Raw genomic sequence first — 13,484 nt, 5'->3', positions numbered from 1 at the left:
GAGCCTCACGCAAGGATGTGCATGACCCCGACACTGAACGGCCGCATACAGACCCGCATCGTGCTCCTCGGCGCCATCGGGCTGCTGGTCGCGTTGCTGATCACGCCCGTGCTGCCCACCGGATCGCTGTCCCTGACCCAGTCCTACCGCGTCACGCTGTCGATCCTGCTCGCGGTCGTCGTGGTCGGGGTAGCGTGGGAACTGCTGTATCACTTCCTGCAGCAATTCCGATGGGAAAAGGACTGGCCCACCCTGTTCGGGCTGGTGACCATCGTCAACGAGGGTCTGCTCATGTGGGTGCTGGTTCGCCACACGACGATCGTGCTACCGCAGCACTTGCGACCATCCCTGTCCGCCTTCGCCATTCATTTCACGGTGACCTGGCTGGCGTTCTGGTTCTTCGTCAACGGTCCGGTCCGGGCGCTGCTGCCGCGCTGGCGCTACAACGGGGGACGCGTCGTATGAGCGCCCGCGCGGAGGTCGTCCCGGGCACCCACCTGGTGGCCCGGGTCGACGGCGTCGTGGTGGTCGTCGCGCACCGGGATGCGGATCCGGTCACCGCGGAGTCGACCTCGATCACGGTGCTGGAGACCCTGCTGCGACTGGTGCGCGAAGCGGCCTCCCGCGAAACCCGGCGCACCGGACGCACTTTCGCCCGCCTGGTCAGCACCTGGCTGATGAGCCGCGACGACGAGGAGCAAGTCGAATTCGGCGTGCTGACTCCCGGCCAGCGCGGCCTGGCCGTCTTCCTGCACGGTCGCGTCACCGCCGTCCTCGACCACGCCGACCGCACCAAGATCCTGCACGGCCGCGACGCCGGTTTCAGCGTGGACCGTGTGGTCACCCCCCATGCCAGCGCGCGCCGCCGCGGTCTTCATCGACGAGGATACCGCGCGCGAGACCCTCCCCGATCCGGGTGTCTGCTCCCTGCGCGACGGCCGCATCCCCGGCGCGGGCGCCGTCCTGTGGCTGCACGAGGCGGACGAAACCCCGCCCGCCGCAGCAACTCCCAAACTCCGCAAACCCCCCCCCCGCCCCGCCGATCCGGCTCCCGCCGCCGATCCCGAAACCGACCAACTCGACAGGCCCCACCAGGTCAACGGCGCGAAGGTCGCCTCCAAAGCCGCGAGCGCCGGTGCCGCCGCGGCCAAAGCCTCCCGCGCGGCCGCCAATCCCGCAGTCCCGCAACGACACCCCACTCCCACCCCCGCCGCGCCCCACGGTGTCACCGTCCGCGGCTTCAAATGCGCCCACCACCACCTCAACGACCCCCGCGTCTCCTTCTGCGCCGTCTGCGGCATCCGCATGGACCAACTCACCTGCGTCCTCACCGAAGGCATCCGCCCACCCCTGGGCGTCCTGCTCCTCGACGACGGCACCTCCTACGTCCTCGACACCGACATCGTCATCGGCCGTGAGCCGGACCGCTCCACCCAGGTCCGCCAAGGCGCCCACCCCATCCGCATCGAAGACGCCTCCGGCGGCATGTCCCGAGTCCACGCCGAAATCCGCCTGATGGACTGGGACGTCACGGTCATCGACCGAGGCTCCGCCAACGGCACCCACATCCGCCCCCCCGAACCACCCCCACTGGATCCGAGCCACCCCCGGCCAACCCGTAATCCTCGACCCCGGCACCCAAATCCTCCTCGGCGGCCGCACCTTCACCTTCGACTCCCAGCACGGCCAGATCGGCTGACCTCAGGGAGAAACGGCACGAGCTCGGGGAAGTAGCTTCGGGATTGCGGGGGAATGGAGGAGGAGGGGACTCGACTCCTTGCCCCTTTAAACATATAGCGCATACCTGGGGTTGCGGCAAGGGGCGGGTCATGCTGCACAATCGCTGGCCGTAGCTGGTTGTGGCTGTGGGAAAGGTGAGGGCGACGTGACCGTACGAGGGTATGACGACGAATTGCAGTCGGAGCGTGAGTACGTGGCCGGGCTCTACACGCGGCTCGATGGCGAGCGGGGGCGGGCGCGGGGGCGGTACAGCGCGGCATTGCGCGGCAGCGACGGGTCGATGCTGCATCGGGATGCCGAGGTGCGGGCGCTGGGCAAAGAGGTGAAGCGGCTGGATGTGGCCGACAACGGGCTGTGCTTCGGGCGGTTGGACAGCGATGCGGGGGAGCGGCTGTATATCGGGCGGATCGGGATCTACGACGATGCGAACGAGTTCGAGCCGTTGCTGCTGGATTGGCGGGCGCCTGCGGCGCGGGCGTTCTACGTGGCCACGGGGGCGTCGCCGGAGGGGATGCATCGGCGGCGGCAATTCCATACGCGGGGGCGGCAATTGGTGGATTTCACCGATGAGATGCTGGGGCGGCCGGGTGGCGACGCGAGCGGGGACGCGGCGCTGCTGGCGGCGGTGAACGCGCCGCGCGGGGAGGGGATGCGCGACATCGTGGCCACGGTGCAGGCCGAGCAGGACGAGATCATCCGGCTCGATCACGCGGGCGTGCTGGTCATCGAGGGCGGGCCCGGCACCGGGAAAACCGTGGTGGCGCTGCACCGGGTGGCGTATCTGATGTACACGCAGCGCGAGCAGATCGAGCGGCACGGGGTGCTGGTGGTGGGGCCGAATCCGGCGTTCATCAGGCATATCAGCCGGGTGCTGCCGTCGCTGGGCGAGTCCGATGTGGTGTTCATGACCACCGGTGACTTCGTGCCGGGGCTGAGCGTGACCGCGGAGGACGCGCCGGAGGCCGCGCGGTTCAAGGGGTCGCTGCGGATTCTGGACGTGCTGAAGGCGGCGGTGGGGGATCGGCAACGGCTGCCGGAGTACCCCCTGGCCATCGAACTGGCGGATGTGACCGCGCGCATCGATGCCGAGATCGCGGAGTGGGCGCGCGACGAGGCGCGGGCAAGTGGGCTGGCGCACAACGACGCTCGCTCGGTATTCGTGGAGGTGCTCACCTGGGCGCTGACCGAACGCGCCATCGCCAAGATCGGGCAGGGCTGGTTGACCCGCTCCGACCGCGACGCCTGGGAGCAGCTGCGCGGCGATCTGCGCGAGGAGCTCGCGGACAATGACGCGTTCACCGCCGCGCTCGACGAACTGTGGCCGATCCTGACACCGCAGACCCTGCTGGCCGATCTGTACACCTCCACCGAACGCCTCGCCGCGGCGGGCGCGGGCGAGGCGCTGTACCGCGCCGACGGCGAGGCCTGGACGGTCTCGGACGTCCCGCTGCTCGACGAGCTGGTCGATCTGCTCGGCCGCGACAAGCCCGTCGACCGCACCGCCGATCAGGAACGCCAGGCCGAGGCCGCCTACGCCGCGGGCGTGCTCGACCTCATGGTCGGCCGCGAAGACCATATGGACGACGAGGACCACCTCTTCGCCACCGACCTGCTCTACGCCGAGGATCTGGCCGAGCGCTTCCTCGAACGCGACACCCGCGAACTCGTGGAACGCGCCACCGCCGACCGTGATTGGACCTACCGCCACGTCGTGGTCGACGAGGCGCAGGAACTGTCGGCCATGGACTGGCGTGTGCTCATGCGCCGCTGCCCAGGCCGCTCCTTCACCATTGTCGGCGATCTCGCCCAGCGCCGTTCCGCGGCGGGCGCGACCGCGTGGGGCGACATGCTCGACACCTACGTCCCCGGCCGCTGGCTCTACCGCGCCCTGACGGTCAACTACCGCACGCCCGCGGAGATCATGGCCGTCGCGGGCCGCGTGCTCACCGAGTTCGCGCCCGGCACCCGGCCGCCGGAATCGGTGCGCTCCTGCGGCGTGCAGCCCTGGTCCCGGCAGGTCACCGAGAGTGAACTGCCCACCGCCATCGAGGAATTCGTCCGAGACGAAGCCGGACGTGAAGGCACCAGCATCGTGATCGGACCGCACGGCGTCCCGGGCACGGTCCCCGCCTCGGAGACCAAGGGCCTCGAATTCGACGCCGTCCTCGTCGTCGATCCGGACCGGATCCTCGCGGACGGCCCGCGCGGCGCGGCCGAACTCTATGTCGCGCTGACCCGAGCCACCCAGCGCCTGGGCGTCCTGCACCGCGGCCCGCTCCCGCAGGCGCTGTCCGGGCTCTCGGACATCGGTGAACCTCGCCCTCGACACCCGCGACTACCAGGCCGCCGTCATCGACTGGCTCGGCACGATCTGACGCTCAGTGCGCCGACCGGGAACTGATGGCGGGGGCTACTCGGGCGATGCCGACACCATTTCCCGGTGATCATCTGCCCAGTTCGGCTTCGGAGCGGCGAGTGCGCTCCTCGCGGTGGAAAGGCTTATGGGACAGGGTGCGGTGCACCATTTCGGTGAGGCTCACGATGTCGAAGACCGGGAGCCCGAGGCGCTGCTGGATGGCATGGCCGTACGGCACCAGGTCGGTGCACTCGATGACCAAGGCGCCCAGGTCCGGGTTGCTTGCGGCCAGTTTCTCCACTGCGCCGAGTACCTCGCTGCCCAGGCGGTCGGCATTCAGGTCCGGACGGCGGCCTTCCAGGATGACCTCCCGGAATTCCGGATAGCCGGACATCCCCGCGACGCAGATCGGAACGGACTCGCCGCCGATTGCCGCGAGATGGCGTGGGGTGAGCGCGGTTTCGTCCGCAACGAGCAGACCGACCCTTTGGTTCGCTGCGAGCATGCGATGCACCATCGGGAGCTGGATCAGGCTCGAGCTGTAGAGGGGGATTCGCACGGCGTCGGCGAGCCGCTGCTGGAACAGCACCAGGAAGCCGCAGGCAGCGGTAATGGCCGCAACGCCTGCGGCTTCCAGTTCGCGCGCCGCATCGATGAACGGGTCGAGCAGTGTGGGATCGGCCTCGGTCACCACCCGGCGCGGAGTAGCACCTCGAACCACCCGGTAGCGCACCGGAAAGCCGAACGTCACCGGATTCCGAATGTGGCCCGGAATCTTGGTGAAAGCCGTGTCGAGGCACAGCACACCGATCGTGATATCCACCGGCCTGCGCCTGTCGCTCTCCGCGGCCATGTCATCCCGCCCGGCCAGGTTGTCCCGCCCGGCCAGGTTGTCCCGCGTGGGGAGGTTGTCTCGCGTGGCCGGGTTGTGCTGCGCGGTCGGGTTGTTTCGGTTGGTCATGTCGTGCCGTCTCAGGTGGGTGTGCCGAAACGGTCCGGCCGCAGGGGATTCGGGTCGGTGGTCGGCTGCTCTCCGGCGAGGAGCTGGGCGGCGAGTTCGCCGGTCGCGGGGGCGAGGCCCATGCCGATATGGCCGTGACCGGCGGCCACGAGGATATTGGCGAGTGCGGCGGCGCGGCCGATGAGCGGGAGGCCGTCGGGGGTGCACGGGCGCAGCCCGCTCCACGTCGCCACGGTCGCCGTATCCTCCAGCGCCGGAAGGTATTCGCGGGCCGCCCCCAGCACGGCCCGCACCCGGTCTGCGGAGGTCTCGGTACTCATTCCGGCCAGTTTGAGCTGGCCGCCGATGCGCAGGCGATCACCGAGCGGCACCATGGCCACGCGGGCTTCGCTCAGTAGCACCGGGCGGGTCGGCGCACTCGGCGGCCGGTCGACGGTGACGGTGTGCCCCTTCACGGGTTGCACCAGCAGGTCCATGCCCGCCATGCGTGCGCATTCGCCCGACCACGCCCCCGCCGCGATAACCACCTGCCCGGGCCGGAGGTCACCGTGAGTAGTGCTGAGCCGCAACACCTTCCGATCCCGCACGGTGAACCCGGTGACCTCGGTGTGCTCGCCGATCTCGACCCCCTCGGCCCTCAGCAACCGGCCGAACTCGAGGAGGAAATCGGGGACATGCAGATAAGCGCCCTCCGGGTTGTAGAGCGCCCCGTGAATGTCGAACCGTGTCTTGGGCTCGAGTTCGTCGAGTTCTCCCGGACCCAGGACCCGCAGCGGCACCCCACCGGCCACCGTGCGCGCCACCGCGCGGCTCGCCTCGGCGAACCCCTCCGCCGATTTGAAAGCCAGCACGATGCCGGGGGATTCGAAGGTCGCGGCAGTGCAGTCCGTGGCACACAGCTCAAGCAGAATCTCCAGGCTGCGCTTCTTCAGCGCGATGAGCGTCCGGAAGCCCGCCGCCGCAGCCTCGGCGGTGCAACTGCGCCGGAAATGCTCCAGCCAGTGCCGCAGCCCGGCATCGGCATCCGGTGTGACACGCCAGGATTCGTCCGCATCGACCGCGCCGGGCACGGCGAGTTCCGCCATGCCCGGGACGGCCAGCGGCGCCGCGCCGTGCGTCCCGACGAAACCGGTGTTTCCGGTCGAACACGACTGCGGGCCGCCCAGCGCGCCGCGCTCGAGCACCGTGACCGTGGCCCCGCGGCAGCGTAGTGCGCGGGCGCACCACAAACCCGCGACCCCGCCGCCGATGACCACGACATCCGGATCCGCCCGCCCGAAGGCGGCCTCCTGGCTCGTCACGATGGCCTAGATGCTGACGAGGAAGAAATTGGTGGGCAGATTCGCCACGACCCGCTCGTAGATCTCGGCCTGCAGGGCGATTCCGGGTTCGGTGAAGGTCCCGGCGGGCGGTTCGGCGAAGCGGATGACCGAGCGTCCGGCGTCGAAAAGCTGTGCGCCGTGCCCGAAGTCGCCGACCAGGGAGGTGCCCGGATCGACCAGCCGGGTGCGGACGATGAAGACGCCGTTGCGTTCGAGATCGTCCATCAGGGTGCCCGCGCCCATGGCCAGGTAGTAGTCGACCGGGTTGATGATCATGCCGTCGGCGGTGCCGCCCATCTGCTCGATCTCATTGCAGGCCCGCAGAATGGTGGAGGCGTACGGTCCGGGCGAGGTCATGCGTTCGATGCCCGGCATGTTCAGGATGCCGCCCTCGCCGCGCAGGATCGTGTGGTTCTCGGCGGTGCACAATCGCACGATCAAGCGGTAGTTGACGAAGGTCTCGGAGGTTTCCGGATCCTCCTACAGCCCATCGGGCACCTGCACCCACGCGGTGGTGGGTAGGAGGTCCGGAATCGGCGATTTGTGGAAGCGGCTGGCCAGCTCACGTCGCACGTCCGCCCCGGCAATGGGCGTGTCCTCCGGGGTGGGCGGGGTTTCGTGCCAATAGAATTGGCGCGGATCCCGGGACAGATCGACGGTGCGCAACATGTTCCGCGCCGGATTGCGGGGTTTGCGCCGGGAACTGGTCAGCGAATCGGTAATGGTGACGTCGTAGTCGACCACCGCGTCCAATCCGTCGCGCACACAGGTTTCCACGAACACGCGTCCGGGCGAGAGTTCCTGTTTGCGGTCCGCGACGACCTGCGCCAGCGTCGATTTGATGGCGTCCGTGTGCAGCATGTCTACTCCTGGGAAACGTAATGCGATGAGGAGGCCCCGAGCACGCTCGAGCCGCCGTCGATGAGCTGGACGGTGCCGGTGATGTACCCGGCCCGGGCGCTGGCCAGAAACGCTGCCGCGGCGGCGATCTCGTCGGGCCGCGCAATGCGCCCGACCGCGGTGTGCGCGCCCACGGCCGCCAGCGCCGCGGCCACGCCCGCGGCCCCGGAGCGCTGTGCCACCACGCGTTCCAGCAGCGGCGTATGCGTGGCGGCGGGGGCGAGGACATTGACGGTCACGCCGTCCCGCCCGGTCTCGGCGGCCAGCGCCTGGGCGAACCGCACGATGGCCGCGCGCGTCACACCCGAAAGCGCCAGCCCGCCAATGGGAACGGCGGCGGTCTCCGAGGCCACGAACAACACCCGCCCCCACCCGGCCGCGCGCAGATGCGGCAGCGCCGTGAGGGCCAGGCCGACCGCGGGCATGAGCACCGTGTCGACGGCCGCCCGGTAGTCCTCGGGCCCGAAGGCCGCGGCCGTACCGGTCGGCGGCGTGCCACCGCCGACGACCACGATGTGCACGGCCCCGAACTCCGCCGCCACCTCCTCGACCCAGCGGGCCGTCGCCGCGGCATCGGTGATATCCACGCCGGTGGCGTGCACGCGGGCGCGCGCCACCTCCTTGACGAGGCGTTCGGCCTCGGCGAGCCGCCCCGGATCACGCGCGCCGAGGGCCACGTGCGCGCCCTCGGCGGCCAGTTCGCGGGCAATGGCCAGGCCGATGCCGCTCGAACCGCCCGCGATCAGCGCGACCTTGTTGGTCAGTCCCAGATCCACTCTCGCTCGGCCCTTTCCATTGCGTCCGAGATAGCCGTAGCGCCAGGCGAGCGGCCAGGACAGCGCGTTGACCGTGCGCTGCGCGGGCATGGGAAGCCCGGTGCGCCAGGAGTCGTCAGTGGGACGGATGAGGGTCTCACCGGTACGGAATCGGTCCGGATTTCCGGTGACCGTGTGATTGGCATGCAACTCGACCGTCCGGCCGCGCATGGGATTGGCCGCCGGATCCGTCCCGCACAATCGCAGCAGCGCGTCGATCGTCCCGGCGGGATCGGCGATGAAGTCCTCGTACCTGACGAAGGTCGACCGCTCGCGATGCCGCCGGGTCAGGGCATGCGCCGCCAGATTGAATCCGGTCCAGTACCCGGTGCTCTTCCCCGGCGGCAGGGCGTAGACGTATTCCTTGGGCTTGCTCCAGGATTGGGCCGTCGCGCGGGCATCGCGCACCAGGTGGACGTAATACGGTGTGATGCCGTCCATATGGTGCAGCAGCGCCGACTCGCCCGGCATCTTCGAGGTGTCCACGATGACGCGGGAATCGCTGCGCTCGGCAATGCCGTGATAGACTCCGGTCATGAGATCGGTGTGCGCCCGCAGATCCGCGTTGTACACGCCGCTGCGCAGCACCCGCCAGGTGTGCCGGGTGCGGACGGCGGCGAGTTGACGCCGGATCACGGTGTCGGCGTGATCTTCCAGGGTCGCGCCCGGCGGTCTGCCGATGGTCAGGATGTGCGACCAGTACGGGCAGTCGACGAGTTTGTGCCCGCAGCCGCACTGTTCGTTCACGCCGCGCCCGGCGGCGTTCTTCCACAGGAAATGCAGTTCGCCGACATGGAAGAATCCGGGAATCTCATTGAGGATATTGCCGATGATGGTGCTGCCGTTGCGGCACCAGCCGGTGATGCACAGGACCGTGATCTGCGGTGTGGCCGTCATCTGCAGACTCCTTTCTCCGCCGGTCGTGAGACCGATTGCTGACCGATCGTGAAGGCCAGTGCCGCGGCGGCCAGCGCACAGCCCGCGGCGGCGAAGAAGACGGCCCGATAGCCGAATCCGGTCGCAATCGCTCCGGTGGCCGGGCCCCACACGAACAGGCCCAGATCCCAGAACGAGGTGTAAGCCCCCAGCGCCGCACCCTGTTTCGCGCCGTCGGTGCGGTTCATGACCATGAGCGCCAGCGACGGATGCAGCAGCGAGAACCCGGCTCCCATGACGATGACGCCGACAATCGCCACGGGCAGATTCGGGGCCCCGGCGATGATCAGCAGCCCGGCCGCCTCACCGATACCGGAGACCGTGGCCACCCGGCGCGGGCTGAGCTTGTCGGGCAGATGGCCGATGAACAGCCGGGTGCCCGCGTAGACCGCGCTGAAGATGCTCAATTGGGCAGCGCCGCGGCGACCTTGCGGACGGCCGCGACGAGATCATCGCAATCGGCGCGGGTGAGGGTGGAGGACAGCGGAATGTCCACCGCCTCACGCAGATACCGGGTGCACCGGGGCAGAAGCTGCTGGACCGCAATGGTTTCCATACCCCGGAACAGTAACCGCCAATTCCAGAACGCCCGGATATTGTGGTCGGAGTCCGAGCCCAGATTGCGCGCCTCGATACCCTCGGCGCGCAGCGCCCGCGTGAACCAGGCCGCCCGCCCGCCGCCGACCCGGAAGATGAACGCCTCGCCGAGATAGGCCCCGGGCGCGACCGGCTGCCGGATGTGGATGCCGTCGACGTCGGCGAGCGCGGCGGCGACGAAGTCGTAATTGGTGTGGAACGCGGCCAGGCGCAAGGGCAGTCGCGCCAGCTCCGAGCGCAACAGGGCCGCGCGGATCTCGTCCATGCGGAAGCTGAGCAGCGGCAGATCCAGATCGGTGGCCAGGGGCGGATCACCGTCGGGGAAATGCCGCCGCAGCCGCCCCTCGTAGGCCCCGGACAGCACTGTGGCGCGCGCGAACAGCGCGCTGTCGTCGGTGACCAGGAACCCGCCCTCACCGCTGTTGAGCGATTTATCCGACTGGGTGCTGAAGGCTCCCGCCAGCCCGAAGGTACCCAGCTTGCGGCCGTCCAGCTCCGCGCCCAGCGCCGGGACGGCGTCCTCGAACACCGGCACGCCCTGCTCGTCGGCGAAGCGCAGCAGTGCCGTCATATCCCCGGCGAAGCCGCGCATGTGCACCACGACGATCGCCTTGATCCGGGGCGTCCACCGGCGGTGCAGATCGGCCACGTCGAGATGCAGATTCTCGTCGACATCGACCAGGAATGGGGTGCATCCGGCCAGCAGAATGGAACTCGGGGTGGCCGCGAAAGTGAATCCGGGACAAGCGATCAGGCTGCCCGTCTCAATTCCGGCGGCCATGATGGCCAATGCCAGCGCCGTGGTGCCGCTCGAGGTCGCCAGCGCGTGCCGGGACCCGAAATACTCGCACAGTTCCGCCTCGAACTGCGCGCACTCCGTTTCCTGCGGCGCCCGGTAGTCGTACCGGAAGTAGAGGTGACTGCGAATGGCGCGTTGGGCGGCCTCCTCGTCTTCGGGGTACACGCACACCGCCCCGCGGTCATAGGTCGGCCACGGTGTTCGCCGTACCGGATCACCACGGTCGATGGCCAAACAACAATCGTCAATCCTACTGTCCGCCATAGCATTTCCTGCCTGACTGCCGATTCGAGACCGGTGCTGCCGCTTGATTTCCGGCAAGGGTGCGCCCCAATTAGTCGCTTGCACAGACGATCTCGACAATTCGGACACGAAAGCGGCACTATTCAAAGCTGTTTCGCAAACGACCGCACATTGGTTGCCGGATTGCCCACAAACACCGTCGTAATACCGGTACCCCGCCTCATCGGGCGCGCGCATTACGGTGGACCAAACGCCGACGAGCGAAAAGGAGCGGTCATGCCTGCTGAAACCGTGGATGCGGTGGTCATCGGAATGGGGCCGGGTGGTGAGCACGCGGCGACGCGGCTGGCCGGGGCCGGACTGTCGGTGGTCGCGGTGGAGGGGCGGCTCGTCGGCGGGGAGTGCCCGTATTTCGCGTGCGTGCCGACCAAGGCCATGGTCCGGGCGGCGGGGGTGCTGGCCGAGGCGCGGCGCGTGGGCGGGCTGGCGGGATCGGCGACGGTGACACCGGAGTGGGGCGTGGTGGCGACGCGCATCCGGGAGGAGATCACCGCCAACTGGGACGATACGGCCGCGGTCGAACGGTTCGAGAAGGCGGGCGGCCGGGTCGTGCGCGGCTGGGGCCGGATCTCCGCACCCGGCGAGGTGACCGTGGCGACGGATGCGGGGGAGCGGGTGTTGCGGGCCGGGCGGGCCATTGTGCTGAATCCCGGTACCGCACCGCTGGTTCCGCCGCTGCCCGGGCTCGCGGACACGCCCTACTGGACGAATCGGGAGGCCGTCGCGGTGCCCGAATCGCTGATCGTGCTGGGCGGCGGGCCGGTGGGCGTGGAGTTCGCCCAGATCTTCGCCCGCTTCGGGGCGCGAGTCACGATCGTCGCCAATCGGCTGGTGCCACAGGACGAACCCGAGGCCGGACGGCTGCTGGCCGAGGTGTTCGCGGCGGAAGGGATCACCGTGCGCGGCGGGCGGGGGACCGCGGTCGCACACGACGGGCAGCGGTTCACCGTCGAACTCGACTCGGGCGAACCGGTGCGCGCACAGCAGGTGCTGGTGGCGACCGGACGGCGAACCAATATCGCGGGCTTGGGAATCGGCGTCCTCGGACTCGACGAGAACGCGAAAACCATTCCCGTCGATGCGCGCATGCGTGTCGCCGACGGCGTATGGGCAGTGGGCGACGTCGCTGGTCAGGGGGCCTTTACGCATGTGTCGATGTATCAGGGCCGGATCGCCGCGCAGGACATCCTGGGCGAACTGGGTGAGCCCGCGCAGTACCGGGCCGTGCCGCGGGTGACGTTCACCGACCCGGAAGTCGGGTCGGTGGGGCTCACCGAGGCCCAGGCCCGGGCCGCCGGTCTGACCGTCCGAACCGCCAGTTTCGACATCCCCGCCTCGACCCGCGGCTGGCTGCACAAATCCGGCAATGCGGGATTCATCAAGCTCGTCGAGGACGCTGACCGGGGCGTTCTGGTCGGCGCCACCTCCATGGGCCCCGACGGCGGCGAAGTGCTCGGCGCGCTGGCCGTCGCGGTGCACGCCCAGGTCCCGACCAGCTCATTGCGCGAGATGATCTTCGCCTACCCCACCTTCCACCGCGCCATCGAGCCTGCTCTCGACGCCCTCGTTTCCGGTTAGACATCGCCGCGTAATCGTTGCTGTTCACCGGCTCGTAAACGGTCCATGCTGATAGGCAGCGGTGATCGGAATCACACAGGTGGTGGACATATGCGAATCTCGGAAATCCTGCGTCGTAAGGCGACCGGCGTCATCACGATCGCACCGGATGCGACGGTGCGCGAACTGCTAAGGGTGCTGGCCACGCACAATGTCGGCGCGGTGGTGGTGTCGCCGGACGGGGTGGAGATGTCGGGCATCGTGTCGGAGCGCGATATCGTGCGCAATCTGCACAGTGACGGGGCGGCGCTGCTGGATGTGCCGGTTTCGGAGATCATGACGGCGACCCTGCACACCTGTTCGCCCGAGGATCGGGTGGAGACGCTCAATCACACGATGACCCGGCACCGGATCCGGCATCTGCCGGTCATGGAGGACGGGCGGATGGTCGGCATCGTCAGCATCGGCGATGTGGTGAAGAGTCAGATCTCCGAACTCGAGACCGATCGCGAGCATCTGGTGCGGTACCTACAGGGCTGAAATGTCGCGGCGGGCCGGTCGGCTCGCGCGGTCCTCGAGCGCATCGGCGAGGGTGTCTGAGCCGGTGGCGATATCGGTCGCGCGCTCGAGGTCCAGGTGCAGGACGAGGTCGGCGCTCGCGGCCGGGCCGTCGTGATGGGTGATGCCGGTGCCGGTGATGACGTAGTGGAATACGCTCTCGCCGATGTGCACGGTGACGGTGCCGGTCGGGACCACCTCGGCGACCGCGCGTCCAAGCGGCAGGGCGAACCAGTGCGCGCGCACCGCATCGGTGGCGCGGCGCTCACCCAGCAGCGGAGTTCCCCAGTCGGACAGGGCATCGAGCACCGCGCGCAATCGTGCACCGGCTGCCGTGAGCTCGTAGACCGCCGTGGAGGCGCGCGGCCCGACCTTGCGGCGGGTCAGAATCCCGTCCCGCTCCAGGTCTTTCAAGCGCGCCGCCAGCATATCGGTGCTGATGCCGGGTAGGTCGGCGAACAGATCGCTGTATCGGCGTGGCCCGGAACACAATTCGCGGACCATCAGCAGGCTCCAGCGGTCGCCGACGAGGTCGAGAGCTCGGCTGACGGCGCAGTAGTGGTCATAGCTTCGGCGTGGCACGCTCCCACTGTAGCCAAGAACTTGGAAATCAAAAGTACAAACTTTGAAAAACAAAGTA

The 13,484-nt window shown here is 68.8% G+C and carries 13 protein-coding genes and 1 pseudogene; 5 read left to right on the top strand and 9 right to left on the bottom strand.

All coding sequences use genetic code 11. From position 1 onward, the window contains the following. Window positions 1-21 precede the first annotated feature (21 nt). On the top strand, window positions 22-465 hold the full coding sequence (locus NC4_RS16065; protein WP_067538762.1) for a hypothetical protein: 444 nt from the start codon (window positions 22-24) through the stop codon (window positions 463-465). Here the strand turns inward: NC4_RS16065 and NC4_RS16060 are convergent. Next, window positions 441-878, bottom strand: coding sequence for a hypothetical protein (locus NC4_RS16060; protein ID WP_067538572.1), 438 nt, complete (start codon window positions 876-878; stop codon window positions 441-443). The genes NC4_RS16065 and NC4_RS16060 overlap by 25 nt on opposite strands. Between NC4_RS16060 and NC4_RS39045 the strand changes: the two genes are divergently transcribed. Next, complete coding sequence (locus tag NC4_RS39045; RefSeq protein ID WP_084529191.1) at window positions 850-1,734, top strand: FHA domain-containing protein; 885 nt, start codon at window positions 850-852, stop codon at window positions 1,732-1,734. The two genes, NC4_RS16060 and NC4_RS39045, sit on opposite strands and share 29 nt — an antisense overlap. Before the next feature lie 151 nt (window positions 1,735-1,885). Then, complete coding sequence (gene helR / locus NC4_RS16050; protein ID WP_174566856.1) at window positions 1,886-4,141, top strand: RNA polymerase recycling motor ATPase HelR; 2,256 nt, start codon at window positions 1,886-1,888, stop codon at window positions 4,139-4,141. A gap of 43 nt (window positions 4,142-4,184) precedes the next feature. Here the strand turns inward: helR and NC4_RS16045 are convergent, their stop codons facing one another. The 7 genes and pseudogenes from NC4_RS16045 to NC4_RS16015 all read right to left on the bottom strand — a co-directional run bounded on the left by NC4_RS16045 (window position 4,185) and on the right by NC4_RS16015 (window position 10,660). Further along, window positions 4,185-5,057, bottom strand: coding sequence for an aspartate/glutamate racemase family protein (locus tag NC4_RS16045; protein ID WP_245721716.1), 873 nt, complete (start codon window positions 5,055-5,057; stop codon window positions 4,185-4,187). A gap of 11 nt (window positions 5,058-5,068) precedes the next feature. Then, window positions 5,069-6,358 carry an NAD(P)/FAD-dependent oxidoreductase gene (locus NC4_RS16040; protein ID WP_067538565.1) on the bottom strand — a complete coding sequence of 430 codons (1,290 nt, stop codon included), beginning with the start codon at window positions 6,356-6,358 and terminating at the stop codon, window positions 5,069-5,071. A 6-nt stretch (window positions 6,359-6,364) separates the two neighbouring features. Further along, window positions 6,365-6,847: pseudogene (locus NC4_RS41630) on the bottom strand (family 3 encapsulin nanocompartment shell protein); the annotation flags it as partial. 12 nt (window positions 6,848-6,859) lie between these two features. Further along, entirely contained in the window at window positions 6,860-7,240 is a 381-nt protein-coding gene (locus NC4_RS41625) for a hypothetical protein (protein ID WP_218021169.1), read from the bottom strand. Window positions 7,241-7,242: 2 nt separating this feature from the next. Continuing rightward, window positions 7,243-8,991, bottom strand: coding sequence for an SDR family oxidoreductase (locus NC4_RS42680; protein ID WP_245721715.1), 1,749 nt, complete (start codon window positions 8,989-8,991; stop codon window positions 7,243-7,245). Beyond that, complete coding sequence (locus tag NC4_RS16020; RefSeq protein ID WP_084529187.1) at window positions 8,988-9,437, bottom strand: MFS transporter; 450 nt, start codon at window positions 9,435-9,437, stop codon at window positions 8,988-8,990. The genes NC4_RS42680 and NC4_RS16020 overlap by 4 nt, the downstream gene beginning before the upstream one ends. After that, window positions 9,434-10,660: a DegT/DnrJ/EryC1/StrS family aminotransferase gene (locus NC4_RS16015; protein ID WP_245721714.1), complete on the bottom strand. Its 1,227-nt coding sequence runs from the start codon at window positions 10,658-10,660 to the stop codon at window positions 9,434-9,436. The genes NC4_RS16020 and NC4_RS16015 overlap by 4 nt, the downstream gene beginning before the upstream one ends. Window positions 10,661-10,945: 285 nt before the next feature. On the opposite strand from NC4_RS16015, the gene NC4_RS16010 reads away from it, so the two are divergent. Further along, the gene (locus NC4_RS16010) at window positions 10,946-12,307 is read left to right on the top strand and encodes a dihydrolipoyl dehydrogenase family protein (protein WP_067538559.1); all 1,362 of its coding nucleotides are present in this window, start codon (window positions 10,946-10,948) and stop codon (window positions 12,305-12,307) included. Between the two features lie 90 nt (window positions 12,308-12,397). Next, window positions 12,398-12,826, top strand: a complete 429-nt coding sequence (locus NC4_RS16005; protein WP_067538557.1) for a CBS domain-containing protein — start codon at window positions 12,398-12,400, stop codon at window positions 12,824-12,826. On the opposite strand, the gene NC4_RS16000 is transcribed toward NC4_RS16005, so the two are convergent. Then, the gene (locus NC4_RS16000) at window positions 12,815-13,426 is read right to left on the bottom strand and encodes a winged helix-turn-helix transcriptional regulator (protein WP_067538554.1); all 612 of its coding nucleotides are present in this window, start codon (window positions 13,424-13,426) and stop codon (window positions 12,815-12,817) included. The two genes, NC4_RS16005 and NC4_RS16000, sit on opposite strands and share 12 nt — an antisense overlap. Between the last annotated feature and the right edge of the window lie 58 nt (window positions 13,427-13,484).

This window comes from Nocardia crassostreae (assembly GCF_001613405.1).
GTDB lineage: Bacteria > Actinomycetota > Actinomycetes > Mycobacteriales > Mycobacteriaceae > Nocardia > Nocardia crassostreae.
The sequence above is the reverse complement of the archived record's forward strand: the minus strand, read 5'-3'. Positions and strand labels throughout refer to the sequence as shown.

Excerpts from the sequence above, each read along its gene's own strand:
- NC4_RS16065 (WP_067538762.1), top strand. The coding sequence starts at position 22 with ATGACCCCGACACTGAACGGCCGCATACAGACCCGCATCGTGCTCCTC.
- NC4_RS39045 (WP_084529191.1), top strand. The coding sequence starts at position 850 with ATGCCAGCGCGCGCCGCCGCGGTCTTCATCGACGAGGATACCGCGCGC.
- NC4_RS16060 (WP_067538572.1), bottom strand. The coding sequence starts at position 878 with ATGAAGACCGCGGCGGCGCGCGCTGGCATGGGGGGTGACCACACGGTC.
- NC4_RS16045 (WP_245721716.1), bottom strand. The coding sequence starts at position 5,057 with ATGACCAACCGAAACAACCCGACCGCGCAGCACAACCCGGCCACGCGA.
- NC4_RS41625 (WP_218021169.1), bottom strand. The coding sequence starts at position 7,240 with ATGCTGCACACGGACGCCATCAAATCGACGCTGGCGCAGGTCGTCGCG.
- NC4_RS42680 (WP_245721715.1), bottom strand. The coding sequence starts at position 8,991 with ATGACGGCCACACCGCAGATCACGGTCCTGTGCATCACCGGCTGGTGC.
- NC4_RS16010 (WP_067538559.1), top strand. The coding sequence starts at position 10,946 with ATGCCTGCTGAAACCGTGGATGCGGTGGTCATCGGAATGGGGCCGGGT.
- NC4_RS16005 (WP_067538557.1), top strand. The coding sequence starts at position 12,398 with ATGCGAATCTCGGAAATCCTGCGTCGTAAGGCGACCGGCGTCATCACG.